23 protein-coding genes are annotated in these 21993 nt (G+C 52.3%); 17 read left to right on the plus strand and 6 right to left on the minus strand.

Translation table 11 applies throughout. From position 1 onward, the window contains the following. Positions 1-70 precede the first annotated feature (70 nt). Positions 71-310, plus strand: coding sequence for a YecH family metal-binding protein (locus VSR74_RS00145; protein WP_347792818.1), 240 nt, complete (start codon positions 71-73; stop codon positions 308-310). A gap of 34 nt (positions 311-344) precedes the next feature. Here VSR74_RS00145 and ftnA read toward each other — a convergent pair whose 3' ends face one another. Both ftnA and yecR read right to left on the minus strand, forming a co-directional pair. After that, the gene (ftnA, locus tag VSR74_RS00150; protein ID WP_347792819.1) at positions 345-842 is read right to left on the minus strand and encodes a non-heme ferritin; all 498 of its coding nucleotides are present in this window, start codon (positions 840-842) and stop codon (positions 345-347) included. A gap of 153 nt (positions 843-995) precedes the next feature. Continuing rightward, positions 996-1334 (minus strand): YecR family lipoprotein, encoded by a 339-nt coding sequence (gene yecR, locus VSR74_RS00155; protein ID WP_347792820.1) that lies wholly within the window; start codon positions 1332-1334, stop codon positions 996-998. Between the two features lie 260 nt (positions 1335-1594). Here yecR and VSR74_RS00160 point away from each other — a divergent pair, with 260 nt between their 5' ends. Beyond that, a complete protein-coding gene (locus VSR74_RS00160; protein ID WP_347792821.1) occupies positions 1595-2233 on the plus strand; it encodes an RpiB/LacA/LacB family sugar-phosphate isomerase in 639 nt (212 codons plus the stop codon). A 48-nt stretch (positions 2234-2281) separates the two neighbouring features. Here VSR74_RS00160 and VSR74_RS00165 read toward each other — a convergent pair whose 3' ends face one another. Then, positions 2282-3706, minus strand: a complete 1425-nt coding sequence (locus VSR74_RS00165) for an MFS transporter (protein ID WP_347792822.1) — start codon at positions 3704-3706, stop codon at positions 2282-2284. Positions 3707-3913: 207 nt separating this feature from the next. Here VSR74_RS00165 and azuC point away from each other — a divergent pair, with 207 nt between their 5' ends. Together azuC and VSR74_RS00175 are read left to right on the plus strand one after the other, a co-directional pair. Further along, complete coding sequence (gene azuC / locus VSR74_RS00170) at positions 3914-4003, plus strand: stress response protein AzuC (RefSeq protein WP_347792823.1); 90 nt, start codon at positions 3914-3916, stop codon at positions 4001-4003. A 96-nt stretch (positions 4004-4099) separates the two neighbouring features. After that, on the plus strand, positions 4100-4348 hold the full coding sequence (locus VSR74_RS00175) for a DUF2766 family protein (RefSeq protein ID WP_347792824.1): 249 nt from the start codon (positions 4100-4102) through the stop codon (positions 4346-4348). 63 nt (positions 4349-4411) lie between these two features. Here VSR74_RS00175 and VSR74_RS00180 read toward each other — a convergent pair whose 3' ends face one another. Beyond that, complete coding sequence (locus VSR74_RS00180) at positions 4412-4915, minus strand: non-heme ferritin-like protein (RefSeq protein WP_347792825.1); 504 nt, start codon at positions 4913-4915, stop codon at positions 4412-4414. A 529-nt stretch (positions 4916-5444) separates the two neighbouring features. On the opposite strand from VSR74_RS00180, the gene VSR74_RS00185 reads away from it, so the two are divergent. The 6 genes from VSR74_RS00185 (at position 5445) to otsA (ending at position 12217) form a co-directional block, all read left to right on the plus strand. Next, a complete protein-coding gene (locus VSR74_RS00185) occupies positions 5445-6002 on the plus strand; it encodes a DJ-1/PfpI family protein (protein ID WP_347792826.1) in 558 nt (185 codons plus the stop codon). Positions 6003-6295: 293 nt separating this feature from the next. Continuing rightward, on the plus strand, positions 6296-7276 hold the full coding sequence (locus tag VSR74_RS00190; protein ID WP_347792827.1) for an arabinose ABC transporter substrate-binding protein: 981 nt from the start codon (positions 6296-6298) through the stop codon (positions 7274-7276). A 67-nt stretch (positions 7277-7343) separates the two neighbouring features. Next, positions 7344-8858 carry an L-arabinose ABC transporter ATP-binding protein AraG gene (gene araG / locus VSR74_RS00195; RefSeq protein WP_347792828.1) on the plus strand — a complete coding sequence of 505 codons (1515 nt, stop codon included), beginning with the start codon at positions 7344-7346 and terminating at the stop codon, positions 8856-8858. A gap of 14 nt (positions 8859-8872) precedes the next feature. Then, positions 8873-9853, plus strand: coding sequence for an L-arabinose ABC transporter permease AraH (gene araH / locus VSR74_RS00200; protein WP_347794323.1), 981 nt, complete (start codon positions 8873-8875; stop codon positions 9851-9853). 164 nt (positions 9854-10017) lie between these two features. Then, positions 10018-10818, plus strand: a complete 801-nt coding sequence (gene otsB / locus VSR74_RS00205) for a trehalose-phosphatase (protein ID WP_347792829.1) — start codon at positions 10018-10020, stop codon at positions 10816-10818. Then, entirely contained in the window at positions 10793-12217 is a 1425-nt protein-coding gene (gene otsA / locus VSR74_RS00210; protein WP_347792830.1) for an alpha,alpha-trehalose-phosphate synthase, read from the plus strand. The genes otsB and otsA overlap by 26 nt, the downstream gene beginning before the upstream one ends. 49 nt (positions 12218-12266) lie before the next feature. On the opposite strand, the gene uspC is transcribed toward otsA, so the two are convergent. After that, on the minus strand, positions 12267-12686 hold the full coding sequence (gene uspC / locus VSR74_RS00215; protein ID WP_347792831.1) for a universal stress protein UspC: 420 nt from the start codon (positions 12684-12686) through the stop codon (positions 12267-12269). A 786-nt stretch (positions 12687-13472) separates the two neighbouring features. Here uspC and flhD point away from each other — a divergent pair. The 6 genes from flhD (at position 13473) to cheW (ending at position 18791) form a co-directional block, all read left to right on the plus strand. Next, positions 13473-13823 carry a flagellar transcriptional regulator FlhD gene (flhD, locus tag VSR74_RS00220; RefSeq protein WP_347792832.1) on the plus strand — a complete coding sequence of 117 codons (351 nt, stop codon included), beginning with the start codon at positions 13473-13475 and terminating at the stop codon, positions 13821-13823. Then, positions 13820-14404 (plus strand): flagellar transcriptional regulator FlhC, encoded by a 585-nt coding sequence (flhC, locus tag VSR74_RS00225; protein WP_347794324.1) that lies wholly within the window; start codon positions 13820-13822, stop codon positions 14402-14404. Before flhD ends, flhC begins: the two co-directional genes overlap by 4 nt. A 117-nt stretch (positions 14405-14521) precedes the next feature. Next, positions 14522-15412 (plus strand): flagellar motor stator protein MotA, encoded by an 891-nt coding sequence (motA, locus tag VSR74_RS00230; RefSeq protein ID WP_347792833.1) that lies wholly within the window; start codon positions 14522-14524, stop codon positions 15410-15412. Continuing rightward, complete coding sequence (gene motB / locus VSR74_RS00235) at positions 15409-16317, plus strand: flagellar motor protein MotB (protein WP_347792834.1); 909 nt, start codon at positions 15409-15411, stop codon at positions 16315-16317. The genes motA and motB overlap by 4 nt, the downstream gene beginning before the upstream one ends. Positions 16318-16321: 4 nt before the next feature. Beyond that, on the plus strand, positions 16322-18268 hold the full coding sequence (cheA, locus tag VSR74_RS00240) for a chemotaxis protein CheA (protein WP_347792835.1): 1947 nt from the start codon (positions 16322-16324) through the stop codon (positions 18266-18268). Between the two features lie 19 nt (positions 18269-18287). Next, positions 18288-18791, plus strand: coding sequence for a chemotaxis protein CheW (gene cheW, locus VSR74_RS00245; protein WP_347792836.1), 504 nt, complete (start codon positions 18288-18290; stop codon positions 18789-18791). Positions 18792-18844: 53 nt separating this feature from the next. Here cheW and VSR74_RS00250 read toward each other — a convergent pair whose 3' ends face one another. Next, entirely contained in the window at positions 18845-20116 is a 1272-nt protein-coding gene (locus VSR74_RS00250) for a dicarboxylate/amino acid:cation symporter (protein WP_347792837.1), read from the minus strand. Between the two features lie 257 nt (positions 20117-20373). On the opposite strand from VSR74_RS00250, the gene VSR74_RS00255 reads away from it, so the two are divergent. Then, on the plus strand, positions 20374-21975 hold the full coding sequence (locus VSR74_RS00255) for a methyl-accepting chemotaxis protein (RefSeq protein WP_347792838.1): 1602 nt from the start codon (positions 20374-20376) through the stop codon (positions 21973-21975). Positions 21976-21993: the final 18 nt, after the last annotated feature.

The following is a 21993-nucleotide window of genomic DNA, read 5'->3' on the forward strand; positions in this document are numbered from 1 at the left end:
CAAAAATCTGCGCTAGCGCAAAACAGGTAAGTGAAATGCAGGTTAAGGTGCGGGTTTTACAGGAGGCAATATGGATTCAATTCACGGTCATGAAGTGTTGAATATGATGATCGCAGCAGGTGGGCAATATTCTACAGAAAGTCTGGTGACGGCTATTGAGGCGCGTTTTGGCGCAGAGGCTCGTTTTCATACCTGTTCAGCAGAAAATATGAGCGCGGCCGAGCTGGTGGCTTTTTTTGCGCAGAAAGGGAAATTTATTCCGCTGGATGCCGGCTTTACGACGGCGGAAAGTAAAATCTGTCGGCATTAAAAAAGAGCGGCGAATTAACGCCGCTATCATTAAATTAATTCTGGGTATCGAGCGTAGCAAGCTCTTTATCGATAAAGTAAAGCCCTTCACCGCTTTTACCCGCGAGGGTCAGTTTATCAATCACTGATTTAAACAGCTTCTCTTCTTCGTGCTGCTCAGCAACATACCATTGCAGGAAATTAAAGGTTGGGTAATCCTGGTTGGTCATTGCGGCATGAGCCAGCTCATTGATCTTCGCCGTAATCAACTGTTCATGTTCATAGGTGGCGCGGAACAGGTCATCAAGCGAACCATATTCCGCAACCGGCGAGGCGACGCTATTAATGCATGGCAGGCTGCCGGTATCAGTCAGGTAATCAAACAGACGCTGCATATGCTGCATCTCTTCCTGTGCGTGGCGGCGCAAGAAGGCGGCTGCGCCCTCAAAACTATTGAAACTACACCAGGCGCTCATTTGTTGGTAAAGCAGGGAGGAATAGAGTTCGAGATTCATTTGTTCGTTTAATTTCTCGATCATTTCTGCTTTTAGCATTGTCAGGCTCCATAAAGATGTTAATTATGGGGGAACTATAAATTGTTATTAAATTATTTGCAAAAGGTAAAAATAAAAATATTTATTTAATAATGCGAATGGGAATAACACGCATTGGCATAATAATATCGCCGGTTTTATTCCGGCGATATATTAATTGAGGGCGGCGGTGGGCGATGTGACGGCAATACCCCGACACTGAAACTGGAGAGTGACACTTTCATTGATACACAGAGGGCCACTGCTGGTGGTGCAGGTGGTGATGGGCTGTCCGAAGGCGAATGCTGTCGCATAGCCCATCTGCTGGCAGGCTTTGGTGGCAGTGCCGTTTACGACATAGTCATCCGTTCTGGCGTTTTGCAGCATAGCCTGACCATAAGTCAGGCGCACGATCCCGCTGGTGGCGTCCATTTCGCTGACGCTCGCCTGACGGGTGACGTTACAGCCGGTCAACATCAGGGTAATAGCGCTAATCAGCAAGAGTGGTTTCATGAGAGTACTCCGGGCAATCTTTCATCCCTTTATCCTACCTGGCTGCCGGTCTGAACAATCCGCCGAATAGCCGCGCAAAGCGCACTCTCTTATCAGGAAGACAACTCTCCCGACGAAGAAAAAGTAAAAATGTGAGCTTTGCTGTGAATTTTAAAACCATTTTTCATAAAATTTGAAAGTATGTTTGAGAGGTTGTAAGGTTGATACATTGCTATCGAACCTTGCGGGAGACGCCCGCGCAGCATTCAGGAGAGGAAAGAATGAAAATTGCACTGATGATGGAAAACAGCCAGGCCAGCAAAAACGCCATCATTCACAATGAGTTAAAAGCCGTTGCTGATGAAAAAGGCTTCCCGGTGTTTAACGTCGGTATGAGCGATGAGAATGACCATCATCTGACCTACATTCACCTGGGCATTATGGCCAGCATCCTGTTAAATTCCAAAGCCGTCGATTTCGTCGTGACGGGCTGCGGCACCGGTCAGGGCGCGCTGATGTCTCTTAACATCCATCCGGGCGTGGTGTGTGGCTACTGCATCGACCCGGCGGACGCTTTCCTGTTCGCCCAGATCAACAACGGCAACGCGCTGTCTTTGCCGTTTGCTAAAGGTTTCGGCTGGGGCGCTGAGCTGAACGTCCGCTTTATCTTTGAAAAAGCATTCACCGGCCGCAATGGCGAAGGCTATCCGCCGGAGCGTAAAGAGCCGCAGGTTCGCAACGCGGGCATTCTGAACCAGGTAAAAGCCGCTGTCGTGAAAGAGAACTATCTCGATACGCTGCGTGCGATTGATCCGGAACTGGTAAAAACGGCAGTTTCCGGTCAGCGTTTCCAGCAGTGCTTCTTTGAAAACTGCCAGAATAAAGAGATTGAAGCATTCGTGCGCCAGATCATCGGCTAATCTTCTCTTTCCTTTAACCATCCCCACCCTCCGTGGGGATGGTCGTTTTTAGGCCTTCGCTTTTTGTGATACGGCGATGCCGGCATCTCTGCTCAGGCGCAGGGTGTCTACCATACCAACCAGACAGATCAGCGCAATAAACACAAACGCCAGCCGGAAACTAATGCCTGGCAGAGCGCTCAGTGCGAGCACTTCACCTATTTTCTCCCCGAGCCTAATCCCAATGGCGCCAAGCGTTATCCCCAAACCAATGGCAAGCTGACTGGCGGTGCTGAATAACGTGTTGGCATGGCTCATTTGTGGCGTTGGCACATCAGCAAAGGCCAGCGTGCTGACACCGGTGAACTGGATAGAGCGGAACACCCCACCCAGATAGAGCACCAATAAAATTACCCAGACAGGCGTTTGCGGCGTCAGAAAAGCGCAGGCGGTGAGCGCCAGCACGTTCAGTGCGCCATTTATAAGCAGCAAGCGGCGAAAACCAAGCCAGCGGATTAAAGGCGTGGTCGCGGGTTTGATAGTCAGGTTGCCGACAAACACCGCCAGTACCAGAAGGCCAGAATGGAATGGATCCATACCGAAACCGATCTGGAACAGCAGCGGCAGCAGAAAAGGCACCGCGCTGATTGAGGCGCGAAACAGAGACCCGCCGTACAGCGTTACCCGAAAAGTCGGGATATTCAGCGCATCCAGGCGGATCATCGGCCATTGAGCGCGCCGGAAATGGTACAGCGAGAAACAGAAAGCCAGCCCGCCAATCAGAAACAGCGTGATAACCAGCCCGCTTTGTAGCATCTCGCTACCCAGGGCTTCCATCGCGCAGACAAGGCTGACCATCGCCACCGATACGGCGAGAAAACCGGGCACATCGAACGGACGTCGCTGCTCATCGCGGATATCCGGAATAATGCGCAGCGACAACAGGATCGCGATAAGACCCAGCGGAATATTAATAAAGAAGATCCACCGCCAGTTGGCGACGCTGGTGATAAATCCGCCCAGCGGTGGGCCGATGATCGGCGCGATGAGGGCAGGCCAGGTGAGGGTGGCAATGGCGGTGATAAGCTGATGTTTGGGGGTAGTGCGTAAAACGGCGAGTCTTCCTATGGGAACCATTAATGCGCCGCCCATCCCTTGCAAAATGCGCATAGCGATAAAGCTTTCGACGCTGGTAGCCAGCCCACAAAACACGGAGGAAAGCGTAAAAATAGCCAGCGCAAGGGTGAAAATTTTCCGCGCGCCGAAGCGGTCAGCTATCCATCCGCTGGCAGGTATGAGCACCGCCAGGGTAATCAGGTAGGCGCTGATCCCGATATTGAGATCGACGGCGTCAACGGCAAAACTTTTCGCCATATCGGGCAGGGCGGTGGCGATCACCGTGCCATCAAGAAACTCCATAAAAAACGCGCCGGCAACCAACAACGCTGCGGGGGAGAGGCCGTGTGACTTCTGTGCCTGGAGAGGCTCACTCATTTCGTTTTCACCCTATCAAAACAGTTTGCAAAGTCTCGATGAAAATCAGCGGGAAGTTAACAGATTTGTTGCAAGTAATAGAATTTTTATGGTCGATTGCTGAGAAATAAAATGTGACGTATGTCTTGTTTTTGTTGATTTATGTGACGAATGTCATATTATGGGCGAAAAGACAATAACACCTGCGTAACAAAAAGGAGCATCACAATGAAACAACGCATGCGCAAAATCTTCAAAAGCATGTTCGAGAATTATTGTAAAACTTTCAAAGACGTACCGCCAGGCGGGATGTTCTGATAAAAAAACCTGCTCCGGCAGGTTTTTTTATATCTGTCGCGGGCGCGCTCCTGCCCTTTCGGGTACCATAGCCCCCCTAAATGTTAAGGAGCGTATATGTCCCAGAAACTGACCGCTGATGAAGAGCTGGTATCCGACGTTGTGGCCTGCCAGTTGGTGATTAAGCAAATTCTTGATGTCATTGATGTCATCGCCCCCGTTGAAGTTCGTGAGAAGATGTCCACTCAACTGAAATCGATAGATTTTTCCGCAAATCCGTCCGCCGACCCGGTGACGCTGCGCGCGATTCAAAAAGCGATTGCCCTGATTGAGCTAAAGTTCACGCCGCAGAACGAAGCGCACTAAAACGTGTAACCGGAAAGCGTTTGAGGCAACCGGCAGATAGCACTGCCGGTTATCGAAGCGAGATTAGTGAAGCTGGTGATTAACCACATTCAGTAGATGCTGATCGGTTTGCTGCATACACAGGCCCGCTTTTTTGGCGTTGCGTACTTCTTCGAGGATTGCCTGCAGTAATACGCCATCCTGCTGCTGTTCTTCCTCAATGTTCGTCAGGAAGTTCAGCGTGGTGTCGTCGCGCAACACTTTTGCCTGTTCGGTCAGCTCTGAGAGCGTATGGCTGCGCTGTTCATACTCTTCAATGGTTTTCAGGAAGAGTTCTTCAAGAGACGTGCATTGATCTTCATTGGGCTCGATAGCCTTCACCACCGGATATCCACCCGATTTCTTCATATAATCGAACATACGCATCATCTGGGTGACGCTGGTTTGTGCCTGTGCGCGCAGAAACGTTGCTGTTCCATTGAGGCGCTGCTCGGAACACCATTCGCTCAGGCGGAGGTAGAGGTTAGATGCATAAAACTCAAGGTTCATTTGAGTGTTAAGTTTTTGAACCATTCCTGGGACTGCCATACCAATATCCTTATTTCCTGGAAGGGACAACATGCGCTATTCACGCGTCAGAGAACAGATACAGAATGTAATATTCAGCAAACTCTGAATGTGACCGATGTACAATTCCTGTATCGGTTAAAAAATAATACTCCCCATAGCAATCTAAGAAAACTCTTAAGTCTCCAGATTTACGTTTCGTTACAACAATACAACAGAAACGGATTGCCTCTACGAATGTCGTTATAATGAATTTATGTAGTGCGCTGATTTATTTGGCAAATATATTAAATCTCATCTTTATTTGTGATCTATCTATCATTTTTTATCGGCGAGCGCTAAAACACGCTTCTCCCCGGCGGGGGAATTTCGTAGTATTTATACAATAAAATGAAACAGTGGTTTATTTTCCATTGTTTTTATTTTGTGGCACTGCACAGGATGGTAAAAAAGCCATAGATTGTTTTAGATCATTTTTGCCATAAATGCTGCAAATGGATTCTTTATTATTTATTCGGCCAACACCCGATTACAAAAAACAGGAGTTAAGATGAAAAAGGTTGCAGTGCTGTTGGCACCGGGGTTCGAAGAAGGCGAAGCGATTGTCACCATTGATATTCTGCGCCGTTTACACCTGGACGTTGAGCTGGTCTCCTGCGCTGAATCACGCGCGGTGGTCAGCTATCACGATATCCCGATGGTGGCGGATGCGACGCTCGCTGAGCGAATGGATAAAATGTACGACGCCGTGGTGCTGCCGGGTGGGCCGCAGGGTAGTGTTAATCTTGCCGGGAACAGGGATGTAGTCAGGTTTATCGCCATGCACGATAACGCCGGGAAATATATCTGTCCGATTTGTTCCGCTGCTGCGCGCGTACTGGCCGGAAACGGTCTGTTAAAGGGACGTCGTTATGTCTGTTCCGGCGACCTGTGGCAGGATATTAAAGATGGCGACTATATTGATGCCCCGGTTGTGGAAGATGGCAATTTGATTAGCGGTAAGGGCTTTGGTCATGTTTTCGATTTTGCTTTTACCGTTGCAGCACGCTTATTAGGGGATGACGCGCCAGTGCGCGACCATGCCGATCACATCTATTATCGCTGGTAGTGCCTGATTACAAGGGCTAGCGCGTTAATGATATAGAGCATATTGCTATACACAGGGCGAATTGTCGGACAATTCGCCCTTTCTGTATGTCATTTCCTGCTAAATCCATGTATGCAACTACTGTAATTCTGCGGTGTGATGTGGCTCTCTTATGGATAATTTTTTTCCCGCTATTAATGTGCTAACAACCGTATAGCAATTAACGAAACGGCTAATACGTTGTTTTATGTCTTATTTAAATATTAAACCCGATTATTTCCCTACATATAAGAGCATTGAGGCTGGAGTATACCATGCACAAATTCACTAAAGCGCTGGCAGCGATTGGCCTGGCAGCGGTTATGTCACAATCAGCTATGGCTGAAAATTTAAAGCTGGGTTTTCTGGTTAAGCAGCCGGAAGAGCCCTGGTTCCAGACCGAGTGGAAATTTGCCGATAAAGCGGGCAAAGATCTGGGCTTTGATGTCATTAAAATTGCCGTGCCCGATGGTGAAAAAACGCTGAACGCTATTGATAGCCTGGCGGCCAACGGCGCGAAAGGCTTCGTCATCTGTACGCCGGATCCGAAACTGGGGTCTGCCATTATGGCGAAAGCGCGTAGTTACGATATGAAAGTGATCACCGTCGATGACCAGTTCGTCAACGCTAAGGGTAAACCGATGGATACCGTGCCACTGGTGATGATGGCCGCCAGCGAAATTGGCGCACGTCAGGGGCAGGAACTCTATAAAGAGATGCAAAAACGCGGCTGGGACGTCAAAGATACGGCAGTGATGGCGATCACCGCGAATGAACTGGACACCGCGCGCCGTCGTACCACGGGCTCCATCGATGCCCTGAAAGCGGCCGGATTCCCGGAAAAACAGATCTACCAGGTTCCGACCAAATCGAATGATATCCCCGGCGCCTTTGATGCCGGTAACTCTATGTTAGTTCAGCATCCGGGCGTCAAGCACTGGCTGGTGGTGGGTATGAACGATAGCACCGTGCTGGGTGGTGTGCGCGCAACGGAAGGCCAGGGCTTCAAAGCCACAGATGTCATTGGCATCGGCATTAACGGCGTGGACGCGGTGAACGAGCTCTCTAAAGCTCAGGCGACGGGGTTCTATGGTTCGCTGCTGCCAAGCCCGGATATCCACGGTTATAAAACCAGTGAAATGCTCTATAACTGGGTTGAGAAAGGGGTAGAGCCGGCGAAATTTACCGCCGTTACCGACGTGGTGTTGATCACCCGTGAAAACTTCAAAGAAGAGTTGGCTAAAAAAGGTCTGTAAGTCGTGATGTCTATCCTTCCGGCGCGGGCGTCGGAAGGATAAGTGACCCTGTCATTCAGGAGTGGTTATGCAACAATCTACCCCTTATCTCTCTTTTCGCGGTATTTCCAAAACCTTCCCCGGGGTGAAAGCGTTGTCCGATATCAGCTTTGATTGCTATCCCGGGCAGGTACACGCGCTGATGGGTGAGAACGGCGCCGGGAAATCCACGCTGTTAAAAATTCTCAGCGGCAACTACGCGCCGACAGCCGGAACGCTGGCGCTGCGCGGGCAGGACGTGACTTTTGCGAATACCACTGCGGCTCTCGATGCCGGAGTCGCGATTATCTACCAGGAACTGCATCTGGTGCCGGAGATGACCGTCGCGGAAAATATCTATCTCGGACAACTGCCCAACAAGGGTGGGATCGTCAACCGTTCGCTGCTTAATTATGAAGCCGGGCTGCAATTGCAGCACCTGGGGCTCGATATTGACCCAAATACGCCGCTGAAATATCTCTCCATTGGCCAGTGGCAGATGGTGGAAATAGCTAAGGCGCTGGCGCGTAACGCTAAAGTTATCGCCTTTGATGAACCGACCAGTTCGCTTTCGGCGCGCGAAATCGAAAACCTGTTTCGCGTCATCCGTGAACTACGCAAAGAGGGACGGGTGATCATCTATGTCTCTCACCGCATGGAGGAGATTTTTGCTCTCAGCGATGCGATAACCGTTTTTAAAGACGGGCGCTATGTTTGCACCTTCAGCGATATGGAAAAAGTGAACCATGACAGTCTGGTTCAGGCGATGGTGGGGCGTGACATCGGTGATATTTACGGCTGGCAGCCGCGCGAACAGGGCGCGGAACGTTTGCGGCTGGATCAGGTGAAAGCGCCGGGGGTGCGGACACCCATTTCACTCACCGTCCACAGCGGTGAGATAGTCGGTCTGTTTGGCCTGGTGGGCGCCGGGCGGAGCGAACTGATGAAAGGGCTGTTTGGCGGCAGCAAAATTACTGGCGGCCAGGTGTGGATTGATGGTGTTGCAGTGACCATTGATAAACCCGCGCATGCCATTCGCGCCGGGATGATGCTCTGTCCGGAAGACCGCAAAGCCGAAGGGATCATTCCCGTACACTCGGTGCGCGATAACATTAATATCAGCGCACGGCGTAATAACATCCACGCCGGGTGCCTCATCAACAATGGCTGGGAGGCGCGCAATGCTGACCACCATATCCAGTCGCTCAACATCAAAACGCCCGGAGCAGACCAACTGATCATGAATCTCTCCGGTGGTAATCAACAGAAGGCTATTCTGGGGCGCTGGCTCTCCGAAGAGATGAAAGTCATTCTGCTTGATGAACCTACGCGTGGCATCGATGTTGGCGCGAAGCATGAAATCTACAACGTCATCTACGCGCTGGCCGCATCCGGCGTGGCGGTACTCTTTGCATCAAGCGACCTGCCGGAAGTGCTCGGTGTTGCCGACCGAATCGTGGTGATGCGCGAGGGCGAAATTGCCGGTGAACTGCTGCATGGCAGCGCGAATGAACAGCAGGCGCTAAGCCTCGCTATGCCTAAAGTGAGTCAGGCCGTCGCCTGAGAAAGGAGTTAATGATGTCATCTGTTACGACTTCCGGCACACGCCGGCCATCACTCAGCTTTGGACGTATCTGGGATCAGTACGGCATGCTGGTGGTATTCGCGGTATTGTTTATCGGCTGCGCGATTTTTGTGCCGAACTTTGCCTCCTTCGTCAATATGAAGGGGCTGGGTCTGGCTATCTCCATGTCCGGTATGGTGGCTTGTGGGATGCTGTTTTGCCTGGCTTCCGGTGATTTCGACCTCTCCGTCGCCTCGGTCATTGCCTGCGCCGGTGTTACCACGGCAGTGGTGATTAACCTGACGGAAAGCCTGTGGATCGGCATATTTGCCGGGCTGATGCTGGGAGTGCTCAGCGGCCTGGTTAACGGGTTTGTGATTGCGAAGCTGAAAATCAACGCCCTGATCACCACCCTTGCCACCATGCAGATTGTCCGCGGTCTTGCGTATATCATCTCTGACGGGAAAGCGGTAGGGATCGAAGATGAGCGCTTCTTTGAGCTTGGCTATGCCAACTGGCTCGGTTTACCCGCGCCAATCTGGCTTACTGTCGCCTGTCTGATCATTTTCGGATTATTACTTAATAAGACGACTTTCGGTCGTAATACGCTGGCGATCGGTGGTAATGAAGAAGCGGCGCGTCTGGCTGGCGTTCCGGTTGTCCGCACCAAAATCATCATCTTTATTCTCTCCGGTCTGGTCTCTGCCGCCGCGGGGATTATCCTTGCCTCGCGTATGACCAGCGGCCAGCCAATGACCTCTATCGGTTACGAGCTCATTGTTATCTCAGCCTGCGTGCTGGGCGGCGTGTCGCTGAAAGGGGGGATTGGTAAAATCTCTTATGTGGTTGCCGGGATCCTGATTCTGGGGACTGTGGAGAACGCCATGAATCTGCTGAATATCTCGCCATTCTCGCAGTATGTGGTACGCGGTTTGATTCTGCTGGCGGCGGTGATTTTCGACCGCTACAAACAGAAGGCGAAGCGCACGGCCTAAAAGACTGGATACAACTTTTAAGTGTATGTACTGGCAACGCCGGTGGCTAATCCCACCGGCGTTTTCATTTGAAAATGGCGAGCTGTATCACACTGTCTATACTTTAATTGCTAACTTTTTGTTAACACATGACTGAACTTCACTTTTATAAGGAGGAACCCAGGGTGGCTGACCTGTTATCTGTACCCCCTGCACCAACCGAAAATGTCGCCTTTTTCTTTGATTTAGATGGCACACTCGCCGGGATTAAACCGCATCCCGATCATGTTGCTATTCCTGAGCCTGTTCGTGATGCCCTGTTTCGTCTGTCGCAAAGACATGCTGGCGCAGTAGCGTTGATTTCAGGGCGCTCAATGGCTGAGCTTGACCGGCTGGCCAGTCCGTATCGCTTTCCACTGGCGGGCGTACACGGGGCGGAGCGCCGTGATATCAACGGGAAAACGCATATTGTCTCGCTGGCGCAGGAAACGGCGCTGCGTGTGGGCCAGCAGTTGAGCATGGCGCTTGAGACGCTGCCAGGATGCGAACTGGAAACCAAAGGGATGGCTTTCGCCCTGCATTATCGTCAGGCTCCGCAGTATGAATCGGCTATCGTTGCGCTGGCGCAAGAGATAGTCTCGCATTTCCCGGAACTGGCGCTCCAGCCGGGAAAGTGCGTGGTGGAGATCAAACCGAAGGGGATTGATAAAGGCGCAGCGATTACCGCTTTTATGCAGGAAGCCCCTTTTCTTGGCAAACGACCGTTCTTTATCGGCGATGATTTAACGGATGAGGCGGGATTTGCCGCCGTGAATAAACTGGGTGGGATATCAATAAAAGTGGGCGCGGGCGACACACAGGCGAAATCACGTTTACCTGATGTGGCGGCCGTGCACCAGTGGTTGCAAAACGCGGCTGATAATCAAGAACAAAACGCGCAAACTGACAGGAGAGATGGCTATGAGTCGCTTAGTCGTAGTATCTAACCGTATCGCAGTACCCGATGATAAGAAGGCCAGCGCAGGCGGGCTTGCGGTTGGCATCATGGGGGCGCTGAAAACGAAAGGGGGGCTGTGGTTTGGCTGGAATGGCGAAATCGGCGATGAAAATGCGCCGCTGGAGAAGGTGACTCGAGGGAACATTCACTGGGCCTCCTTTACGCTTAACGAACAGGATCACGAGCACTATTACAATCAGTTCTCGAATGCGGTGCTGTGGCCAGCGTTCCACTATCGCCTCGATTTGGTCACCTTCCAGCGCGAAGCCTGGGAAGGTTATATGCGGGTGAATGGCAAGCTGGCAGATAAGTTGTTGCCTTTGCTGAAACCGGACGATGATATCTGGGTACACGATTATCATCTGATCCCCTTTGCCAGCGAACTTCGCAAACGCGGCGTTCATAACCGCACCGGTTTTTTCCTGCACATTCCATTCCCGACGCCGGAAATTTTTAACGCGCTACCGCCATACGCAGAACTGCTGGAGCAGTTGTGTGAGTACGATTTGCTGGGTTTCCAGACCGAAAACGATCGTCTGGCTTTTCTCGATTGCGTCAGTGGTCAGACGCGGCTCAGCACACGCGGCGGGAAAACTCATACCGCGTGGGGGAAAACGTTCCGCACCGAAGTGTATCCGATTGGTATTGAACCGGACGAGATCGCCCGCCAGGCCCAGGGGCCTTTGCCGCCTAAGCTTGCGCAACTGAAGGCAGAGCTGAAAAACGTTAAAAATATCTTTTCGGTTGAGCGTCTGGATTACTCCAAAGGCTTACCGGAACGTTTCCAGGCCTATGAGGCGCTGCTGGAGAAGTTTCCCCACCATCACGGGAAAATCCGTTACACCCAGATTGCGCCCACTTCGCGCGGAGACGTCCAGGCATATCAGGATATTCGTCATCAACTGGAAACCGCCGCCGGGCGGATCAACGGCCAGTATGGTCAGCTTGGCTGGACGCCCCTCTATTATTTGAATCAGCACTTTGACCGCAAACTGCTGATGAAAGTATTCCGCTATTCGGATGTTGGGCTGGTCACGCCGCTACGTGATGGGATGAACCTGGTTGCGAAAGAGTTTGTTGCGGCACAGGATCCGGCGAACCCTGGTGTGCTGGTGCTGTCGCAGTTTGCCGGGGCGGCTAATGAACTGACCTCCGCGCTGATTGTTAATCCCTACGATCGCGATGAAGTCGCGGCTGCGCTCGACAGGGCTCTTTGTATGCCGCTTGCCGAACGTATCTCACGTCATGCTGAGATGATGGCGACCATAAAAAGTAACGACATTCACCACTGGCAGAAGCGCTTTATGGATGACCTGAAGGCTATCATGCCGCGCAGCGATGAGAGTCAACTGGAGCGTAAAGTGGCGGCATTCCCAAAGCTGGCATAGGAAGAAAATGACGCCGGAGAAGAGAGAACCGGCGTCAAACGAGAATAAGTTACAACGTCACTAACAGCACGTCGGCACAGGTGTTGCCGACGATGTTCTTCGCGGAGCAGGTCGCGCGCGAGAAAAAGCTCTGATTATGGTTGCCGCATATGACCAGATCCACCTGATAATGCTGACACCAGGATTTAATACTTTCACACAATTCACCGCTGGCAATTTGCGTTTTCCAGATGGGGTAATCGGCATGCGCTACCAGTGTCTCCAGAAACTGCCGGGTTTCCTCCTGCATCAGCTCACGCAGATTTTCCATCATCGGCGCCGCCAGTTGGTTATACATTTCCGGGTCGGTAGATAAGGTGATAAGACTGACGCGGGCATTAACCGGGCGAGCAATCGAAACGGCTTTCTTTAAAAGGGCGTGGCTTTCCGGGCCCGGTGCGACAGCCACTAACAGGTGAGAGTAAGGCATCAGACCTCCTTGCAGGACACTTCACTAACCATATTTAAGCTCATACTCTTTTTGTTGACCAACTGCAAGGTTGTCTGCAAATACCTCGATGAGCAGCTTCCGGGCATGCATTAGTTATTCTTATGTCAGGAATCGGATAAAAAGTAGGCTCGTTACAAAATATGCTGTAAATGTAATCACCTCTCGTAAGTTTTAATAATCAATTAACTTATAAAGACGTGTGATTAACTGATATTGAATGGTTAATAATGTTTATTATATGAATTTGAATTTTATTTAATTGCATGAATTTAATGTGGAAATTGATATTTTACCGCTCATGGTGTTTTAATGGGCAACTTGTCAATCCTTTCCTGCCTATGATTTCCTCCCCGGCGTGAAAATTTTCCCTCTTTTGAGTCGATATTCTCGCCCTCAGAATAGAAAAATGGCGATTTGGATTAATAAATAACCAATTAACAATGATATCTGATGGATCGCTAATTAACATTCAGGTAAATTGTGTGACATAAATCACATAATTCCTAAATTTACCCTAAGGTCAGATTGTATGTGTCATAGCTGGCGGGTAAAGTTGCGTGGATTTAGGAAAATTCTTAGTCATTTGTAAGAAATGTTTAAAATTGTTGCTTCTCAAGGCGAAGCACTTTCGCCGGTTACGCTCTGCATTTACGCGTAGCGGCGATGCATTTCAGCTTTTCTTTTTTATCGGGATTTCCCGACGACATCACGGGGTGTGCGGCATGGCCGCATTAAAACAATAGTTGGTTATTCGGGATGGGGAAAATGCAGACATCCGAGTTGCTAAAACATATTTATGACATCAATTTGTCCTATCTACTCCTTGCGCAACGTCTAATCGGTCAGGATCAAGCATCCGCCATGTTTCGCCTTGGCATCAATGAAGAGATGGCCACGACGTTAGGTGAGTTGACGCTTCCGCAAATGGTAAAACTGGCGGAAACCAATCAACTGATTTGCCAGTTTCGCTTCGACAGTCACCAGACCATCACTCAGCTTACGCAGGATTCGCGAGTAGATGACCTGCAACAAATTCACACCGGTATTCTTCTTTCCACTCGTTTACTGAACGACGCCAGCCAGCAGCGTGACTCCGTCCGTAAGAAAAGGGCCTGAGCATGAGCGAAAAAAGCATTGTTCAGGAAGCCCGGGATATACAGCTCGCAATGGAGCTTATTACCCTGGGCGCACGTTTGCAGATGCTGGAAAGTGAAACACAGCTTAGCCGTGGGCGCCTGATTAAGCTTTACAAAGAGTTACGCGGGAGCCCGCCGCCTAAAGGTATGCTGCCGTTTTCTACCGACTGGTTTATGACCTGGGAGCAGAACATTCACTCATCCATGTTCTGTAATGCCTGGCAATTTCTTCTGAAGACGGGTTTGTGCTCAGGCGTGGATGCGGTTATCAAAGCTTACCGCCTTTATCTTGAGCAGTGTCCTGCACAAGACGATGCTCCGCTACTGGCGCTGACGCGCGCCTGGACGCTGGTGCGCTTCGTCGAAAGCGGGATGCTGGAGTTGTCGCACTGTAACTGCTGCGGCGGTAATTTCATCACTCACGCACATCAACCGGTGGGCAGCTTCGTATGCAGTCTGTGCCAGCCGCCGTCACGCGCCGTAAAAAGACGTAAACTTTCCGACAATGCTGCCGATAGTAATCCACAACTGCTGGATGGACAGATAGAGCAAGCTGTTTAGCCGGAACGGTGTGGCAAACACTCCAGCAGCGGGGCCCGTGACCGCTGCTTTTTTTTGCCTGTCGTTTGGCGACGCTTTACCTGTCCTTCAGCCTGGTCAACAGTGGAAGGATGAAACGTGCTTATCTTAATCGGCTATCTGGTCGTCATCGGAACAGTTTTCGGCGGTTATGCCATGACCGGCGGGCACCTTGGGGCACTGTATCAACCGGCTGAGCTGATCATCATCGGTGGAGCGGGCATCGGCGCGTTTATCGTCGGCAATAACGGAAAGGCTATCAAAGGTACGATGAAGGCGCTGCCGCTGCTTTTTCGTCGCTCGAAATACACCAAAACTCTGTATATGGATCTGCTGGCGCTACTCTATCGCCTGATGGCGAAGTCACGCCAGCAGGGAATGTTCTCGCTGGAGCGTGATATTGAAAATCCACATGAGAGTGAAATTTTCGCCAGCTACCCACGTATTCTGGCCGATAGCGTGATGCTCGATTTTATCGTCGACTATCTGCGCCTCATCATCAGCGGCAATATGAATACCTTTGAAATTGAAGCGCTGATGGACGAGGAGATTGAAACCTTCGAGAGTGAAAGTGAAGTTCCGGCTAACAGTCTGGCGCTGGTGGGCGATTCCCTGCCTGCGTTTGGTATTGTCGCGGCGGTGATGGGCGTGGTACATGCGCTGGGGTCAGCGGATCGCCCGGCGGCAGAACTGGGCGCATTGATAGCCCACGCGATGGTCGGAACCTTCCTCGGGATTTTGCTGGCCTACGGTTTTGTTTCGCCGCTGGCAAGCGTGCTGCGCCAAAAGAGCGCGGAAACCACCAAGATGATGCAGTGCGTCAAAATTACACTGCTCTCCAACCTCAACGGCTATGCACCGCCAATCGCTGTCGAATTTGGTCGTAAAACGCTCTATACCAGCGAGCGCCCCTCTTTTGTTGAGCTGGAAGAGCACGTGCGCGCGGTGCGCAATCCTGCGGCACAGCAAACCACGACCGAGGACGTATGAAAAATCAGTCGCATCCTATCGTCGTGGTTAAGCGACGCAAAGCGAAAGCCCACGGGGGAGGTGGCCACGGTTCGTGGAAGATTGCCTATGCCGATTTTATGACGGCGATGATGGCCTTCTTTCTGGTGATGTGGCTTATCTCCATCTCCAGCCCAAAAGAGTTGATTCAGATTGCCGAGTATTTCCGCACACCGCTGGCGACGGCCGTGGCCGGCGGCCCGCGCGTTTCAAACAGCGATAGCCCGATCCCCGGCGGCGGTGATGATTTCACCGCGCAACAGGGGGAAGTGAATAAACAACCCAATATGGATGAACTGAAAAAGCGGATGGAAACCAACCGCCTGAAACGCATTCGCGGCGAGCTGGATCAGCTCATTGAAGCCGATCCCAAACTGAAAGCGCTGCGCCCGCATCTGAAAATTGACCTGGTTCAGGAGGGGCTGCGCATTCAGATTATCGACAGCCAGAACCGGCCGATGTTTAAAACCGGCAGCGCCGAAGTGGAGCCCTACATGCGCGATATCCTGCGCGGCATTGCGCCGGTTCTGAACGAAATACCAAATAAAATCAGTCTCTCTGGCCATACGGATGATTATCCCTATGCGGGAGGCGAGCGTGGATATAGCAACTGGGAGCTATCAGCGGATCGCGCCAACGCATCACGCCGCGAACTGGTGATTGGCGGACTCAGCGAAGGCAAGGTGCTGCGCGTGGTGGGAATGGCTAACTCGATGCGTCTCGCCACTCACGCAGGCGTTGATGCCATCAACCGCCGTATTAGCCTGCTGGTGCTTAATAATCAGGCTGAGCAGGCGATCCTGCATGAAAATGCGCAGAGCCAGAATGAACCATTAAGTGTCTTACCGCCGCCATCGGCGGCCCGTAGCCAACCCGAGCAGAGGTGATTGCGTGAGCATGGATATCAGCGATTTTTATCAGACTTTTTTTGATGAAGCCGACGAATTGTTGGCGGATATGGAGCAGCACCTGCTGGATCTGGTTCCGTCCGACCCCGACACCGAACAGATGAATGCCATCTTCCGGGCGGCGCACTCGATCAAAGGCGGGGCGGGTACCTTCGGGTTTTCTGTCTTGCAGGAAACGACGCATTTAATGGAAAACCTGCTCGACGACGCGCGTCGCGGCGAGATGCCGCTCAATACCGACATTATAAACCTGTTTTTGGAAACCAAAGATATTATGCAGGAACAGCTTGATGCCTATAAAAGCTCACAGGAGCCGGATGCCGTAAGCTTTGAATACATCTGCCAGGCGCTGCGCCAGTTAGCGCTGGAAGCCAAAGGCGAGAGCGTTCCCGCCGCGCCCGTCAACACCCGGCTGACGGTGGTGGAAAACGCTGATTCCGCGGAAGGGAGCACGCGTATTACGCTTTCTCGCCTGAAACCCGGTGAACCGGAGATGTTACAGGAAGAACTCAGCAACCTGGCGACCCTGAGTGAAATCTGTAAAACCGCCGATAGCCTGACCGCGACACTTGAGGGCGATGTTAATCAGGATGATATCGTCGCGGTGCTCTGCTTTGTCATTGAAGCCGATCAGATTGCTTTCGACGCTGTGCAGGCGGTGAGTGTTAAACCAATTGCCGCGCCGACGCTGGTGCCCGTTGCGCCCGCGCGCGTGGAGCGCGAGAAACCGGCGCGTACCAGCGAATCGAGCAGTATTCGTGTCGCGGTGGAGAAAGTCGATCAGCTTATCAACCTGGTGGGCGAACTGGTGATAACCCAATCGATGCTGGCGCAGCGATCCACGGCACTTGACCCGGTACAACATGGCGATCTCATCACCAGCATGGGCCAGCTTCAGCGCAACGCGCGGGATTTGCAGGAATCGGTGATGTCGATTCGTATGATGCCGATGGAGTATGTGTTCAGCCGCTTCCCGCGTCTGGTACGCGATCTGGCCAGCAAACTGGGCAAACAGGTTGAACTTACCCTTCAGGGCAGTTCGACGGAACTGGATAAGAGCCTGATTGAACGCATCATCGACCCGTTAACGCATCTGGTGCGCAACAGCCTCGATCACGGTATTGAACTGCCGGAACGGCGTATTGCCGCAGGGAAATCGGACGTCGGTAATTTGATTTTGTCTGCGGAGCACCAGGGCGGCAACATTTGCATCGAAGTCACTGACGATGGTGCCGGGCTGAATCGGGAGCGTATTTTGGCAAAAGCGCTGTCGCAGGGGCTGGCAGTGCACGACAACATGAGCGATGACGAGGTCGGGATGCTGATTTTCGCGCCAGGCTTTTCAACGGCGGAGCAGGTGACGGACGTCTCAGGGCGCGGTGTCGGCATGGATGTGGTAAAGCGGAATATCCAGGAGATGGGGGGACACGTTGAGATTAAGTCTAAGCAAGGCGTGGGAACGACAATTCGCATTCTGCTGCCGCTGACGCTTGCGATCCTCGATGGCATGTCGGTCAAAGTGAATGACGAAGTGTTTATCCTGCCGCTCAATGCGGTGATGGAATCCCTCCAGCCGCGTGAAGAAGATTTACACCCGCTGGCGGGCGGTGAGCGCGTACTCGAGGTGCGCGGTGAATACCTGCCTCTGGTGGAGTTGTGGAAAGTCTTTGATGTATTGGGCGCAAAAACCGAAGCCACTCAGGGTATTGTGGTGATCCTGCAAAGCGCGGGGCGTCGCTATGCGCTGCTGGTCGATCAGCTTATCGGCCAGCACCAGGTGGTGGTGAAAAATCTGGAGAGCAACTATCGCAAGGTGCCGGGGATTTCGGCTGCGACTATCCTGGGGGACGGTAGTGTGGCGCTGATTGTGGATGTCGCAGCCCTGCAAAGCCTCAATCGTGAAAAATGTCTGGCGTACATCGCCGCCTGAAAACAGAGAAGGAAAAAGCATGACCGGTATGAACAGCGTAGCAAAAATGGCGGGCGAGCCATCGGGCCAGGAATTTCTGGTCTTCACCCTTGGGGATGAGGAGTACGGCATTGATATTCTGAAGGTGCAGGAGATCCGCGGTTATGACCAGGTGACGCGCATCGCCAATACCCCGGCCTTTATTAAAGGCGTAACCAATCTGCGCGGTGTGATTGTGCCAATCGTTGATCTGCGCGTGAAATTCAGCCAGCAAGATGTGGAGTACAACGACAATACGGTGGTGATTGTGCTGAATCTGGGGCAGCGCGTGGTGGGAATTGTGGTGGATGGCGTCTCTGATGTGTTGTCGCTTGCGGCGGATCAAATCCGTCCTGCGCCGGAGTTTGCCGTGACGCTGTCAACGGAGTACCTGACCGGGCTGGGTGCGCTGGATGATCGGATGCTGATTCTGGTCAATATCGAGAAATTGCTGAGTAGCGACGAAATGGCGTTGCTGGATAGTACGGCGACGCAGGCAGCATAAATGCTTTTATCAGGCCTACGTGAGAATAAACGTAGGCCTGACAGGCGCCGCGCTTAAGCCTGAACCTCCTGCTGTTCCACTTCGTCGGCTTCGCCTGCGCTCAGCATTCCTTCATTCTGCGAAAGCATCGCCGCCGCCACGCCGTTACCCAGAACATTAATCGCAGAACGCCCCATATCGAGGAAATGGTCAATTCCCATTAGCAGCAAAATGCCTGCAACCGGAATATTAAAGCTTGGGATCGTGGCCGCCAGCACCACCAGCGCAGAGCGCGGAACCCCGGCGATACCTTTTGAGGCCAGCATCAACGTCAGCATTAATACGGTAATTTCAGAGAAGCTCAACTGAATATTGTAGGCCTGGGCGATAAACATCGACGCAAACGAGCAGTACACCATCGACCCAACAAGGTTAAAGGAGTAGCCAATCGGCAGAACGAAAGAGACGATATTCGGCGAGCAGCCAAATTTCGCCAGTTGTTCGAGGGTTTTCGGATAAGCCGCTTCAGAGCTGCTGGTGGTGAACGCGACCAGCACCGGATCTTTGAGCATATTAACCAGGCGGAAAATCTCTTTTTTCAGCACCATATATCCCACGCCCACCAGCACCAGACACGTCAGCATAATCGCAACATAGTAACCGCCGATGAACGAGGCGTAGTTGAGCAGAATGCCGAGGCCCTCTTTGGCAATAACGGAGGAGATAGCAGCAAAAATGGCCAGCGGTGCAACATACATCACATAACCCGTCACTTTCAGCATGATGTGCGATACCACATCCAGCGCAGCCACCAGCGGGGCGTTAAATTTCTGCCCCAGCGACGCGCCACCAATGCCGAAGAACATTGAGAAGACCACAATTTGCAGGATCTCGTTATCGGCCATCGCCCCTGCAATACTGGTTGGAATAGTGTGGGCGAGGAACGCTTTCAGCGACATTCCGCTGGTTGCCAGCCCGGTTTCCACCGTACTGGCTGGAATGGCCAGGTTCATCCCGCTGCCGGGTTGCTCCAGCGTTACGATGAACAGACCCACCAGAATCGAAAGAACGGAAGAGCTGATAAACCATACCATCGCCTTACCGCCGACGCGCCCGATAGTGGAAGTTTCACCCAGGCGCATAATCCCCACGGTCAGCGTACTGAACACCAGAGGGGCGATAACCATTTTGATCAGGCGAAGGAAGATATCGGTGAGGAGGGTGATGTTGTCTGACCATGCGGTGATGGTGTCTGCTGATGCGTAGGAATGGATCATTGCGCCGGTGAGAATCCCCGCCAGCATGAAAATCACGATAAAAACCGTGAGCTTATTTGCGTTTGCCACTTAATGTTTCCCCGTCGTATTACAATTTATCAACATGATGAATAATGATTTTTTATTATTTAATTTCACTTATTCATTCATCATATAAATTGAATTAAAGCGCACAGATTTACAACTATTTTTTAAGGTTTATTGCTGTTGTTGCGTTTTTGCGCATTTGTGCGCACCTTTTTCGCCTGCACATTTCCCACCCTCTGCATAAAGTTTCACTTCCTGGTGCCGATAACAGCGATATCACGTCATCGGGAAGGTGTTGCATGTTTAATCGTATTCGCATTTCGACCACGTTGTTTTTGATTTTGATTATCTGCGGCCTGTTACAGATTGGCAGCAATGGCCTGTCGTTCTGGGCGTTTCGCGACGGCCAGAAAAACCTGGAGCAAATTGAACATAGCGGGCAGCAGCTTAGTTCGCTGATGGCGGCGCGCGCGGCGCTGTTACAGACCAGCCAGGTGCTGAACCGTACCGGTACGCTGACCGCGCTGGGCTACCCGATTGACGAAATCAAAGCGGGGATGGTGGAAGCGCGTCAGGCGCTCAAACAGGCGGATAGCGAATTTGCCGCCTTCAAAACCATTGAGCTGCGCTCGGCGGCGTCCCGCCAGTTGGGCGAACGCACGGATGCCAGCTTTACCGCCTGGCGTAACGGGCTGGAACATCAGGCAACCTGGCTGGAAACCAATCAACTCGCCGACTTCCTCGGTTCGCCGGTACAAAAAATACAGGCCAAATTTGATGCTGATTACCAGGGGTGGCAGCGCCATATCGATGGTTATATCGATGCTGCCCGCGAGGAGAGTCAGCACGACTACCAACGTTCACTGGTGATGTTTATCACCATGGTGGTGCTGGCGGTGTTCATCACGGCCGGCTCCTTGCTGTGGTCGCGTCGGATGATTGTGTCACCCCTGAAGCGGGTCAGTGACCACTTCGAGGGGATTGCCAAAGGCGACCTGGCGCGTCCAGTCGCCGTCGTCGGCAAAAACGAAATCAGCGCCATATTTGCCGGGTTGAAAGCGATGCAGGATGCGTTGCGCAACACCGTAAGCCAGGTTCGTCAGGGCAGCTATGCGATGCATACGGGGATTTCGGAAATCGCAGCGGGCAACAATGACCTCTCGGCGCGAACGGAACAACAGGCGGCATCGCTGGCAGAAACGGCAGCCAGTATGGAGCAGTTGACCGCGACGGTTGGGCAAAACGCCGATAACGCGCGTCAGGCCTCAGACCTCGCCAGCAGTGCGGCGCAGACGGCGCGTCTTGGCGGTGATCAGGCCTCTAACGTCGCCGAGACCATGCAAAGCATCGCCACCAGTTCGCAGAAAATCGGCGACATCATCAGCGTGATTGACGGCATCGCCTTCCAGACCAATATCCTGGCGCTGAATGCGGCGGTCGAGGCGGCTCGCGCGGGTGAGCAGGGGCGTGGATTCGCCGTCGTGGCCGGTGAAGTGCGCAATCTGGCGAGCCGTAGCGCACAGGCAGCGAAAGAGATCAAAGTGCTGATTGAAGAGTCTGTCTCGCGGGTGCGGGAAGGCTCTGCGCTGGTGGACACGGCGGCAAAAACGATGGGGGAAATTGTTCACTCTGTCACTCAGGTCAACGACATCATGGGCGAGATTGCTTCTGCGTCGGATGAGCAGCGCCGCGGCATTGAGCAGGTAGCGCTTGCGGTCAGCCAGATGGATCAGGTTACACAGCAGAACGCCGCGCTGGTGGAAGAGGGGGCGGCGGCCACCGAACAGTTGACGGGCCAGGCGGACGTTCTGATAACCCTGGTCTCGGTTTTTAAAATTGATGAACTGAATACTCACTCCGGGGAGCGCGTGGTACCGAACGCACTGCCCGCCATTTCCTGAAGGCTATAGAAGAAGGCG

The organism is Pseudocitrobacter cyperus, assembly GCF_039889165.1.
Taxonomy (GTDB): Bacteria; Pseudomonadota; Gammaproteobacteria; order Enterobacterales; family Enterobacteriaceae; genus Pseudocitrobacter; species Pseudocitrobacter cyperus.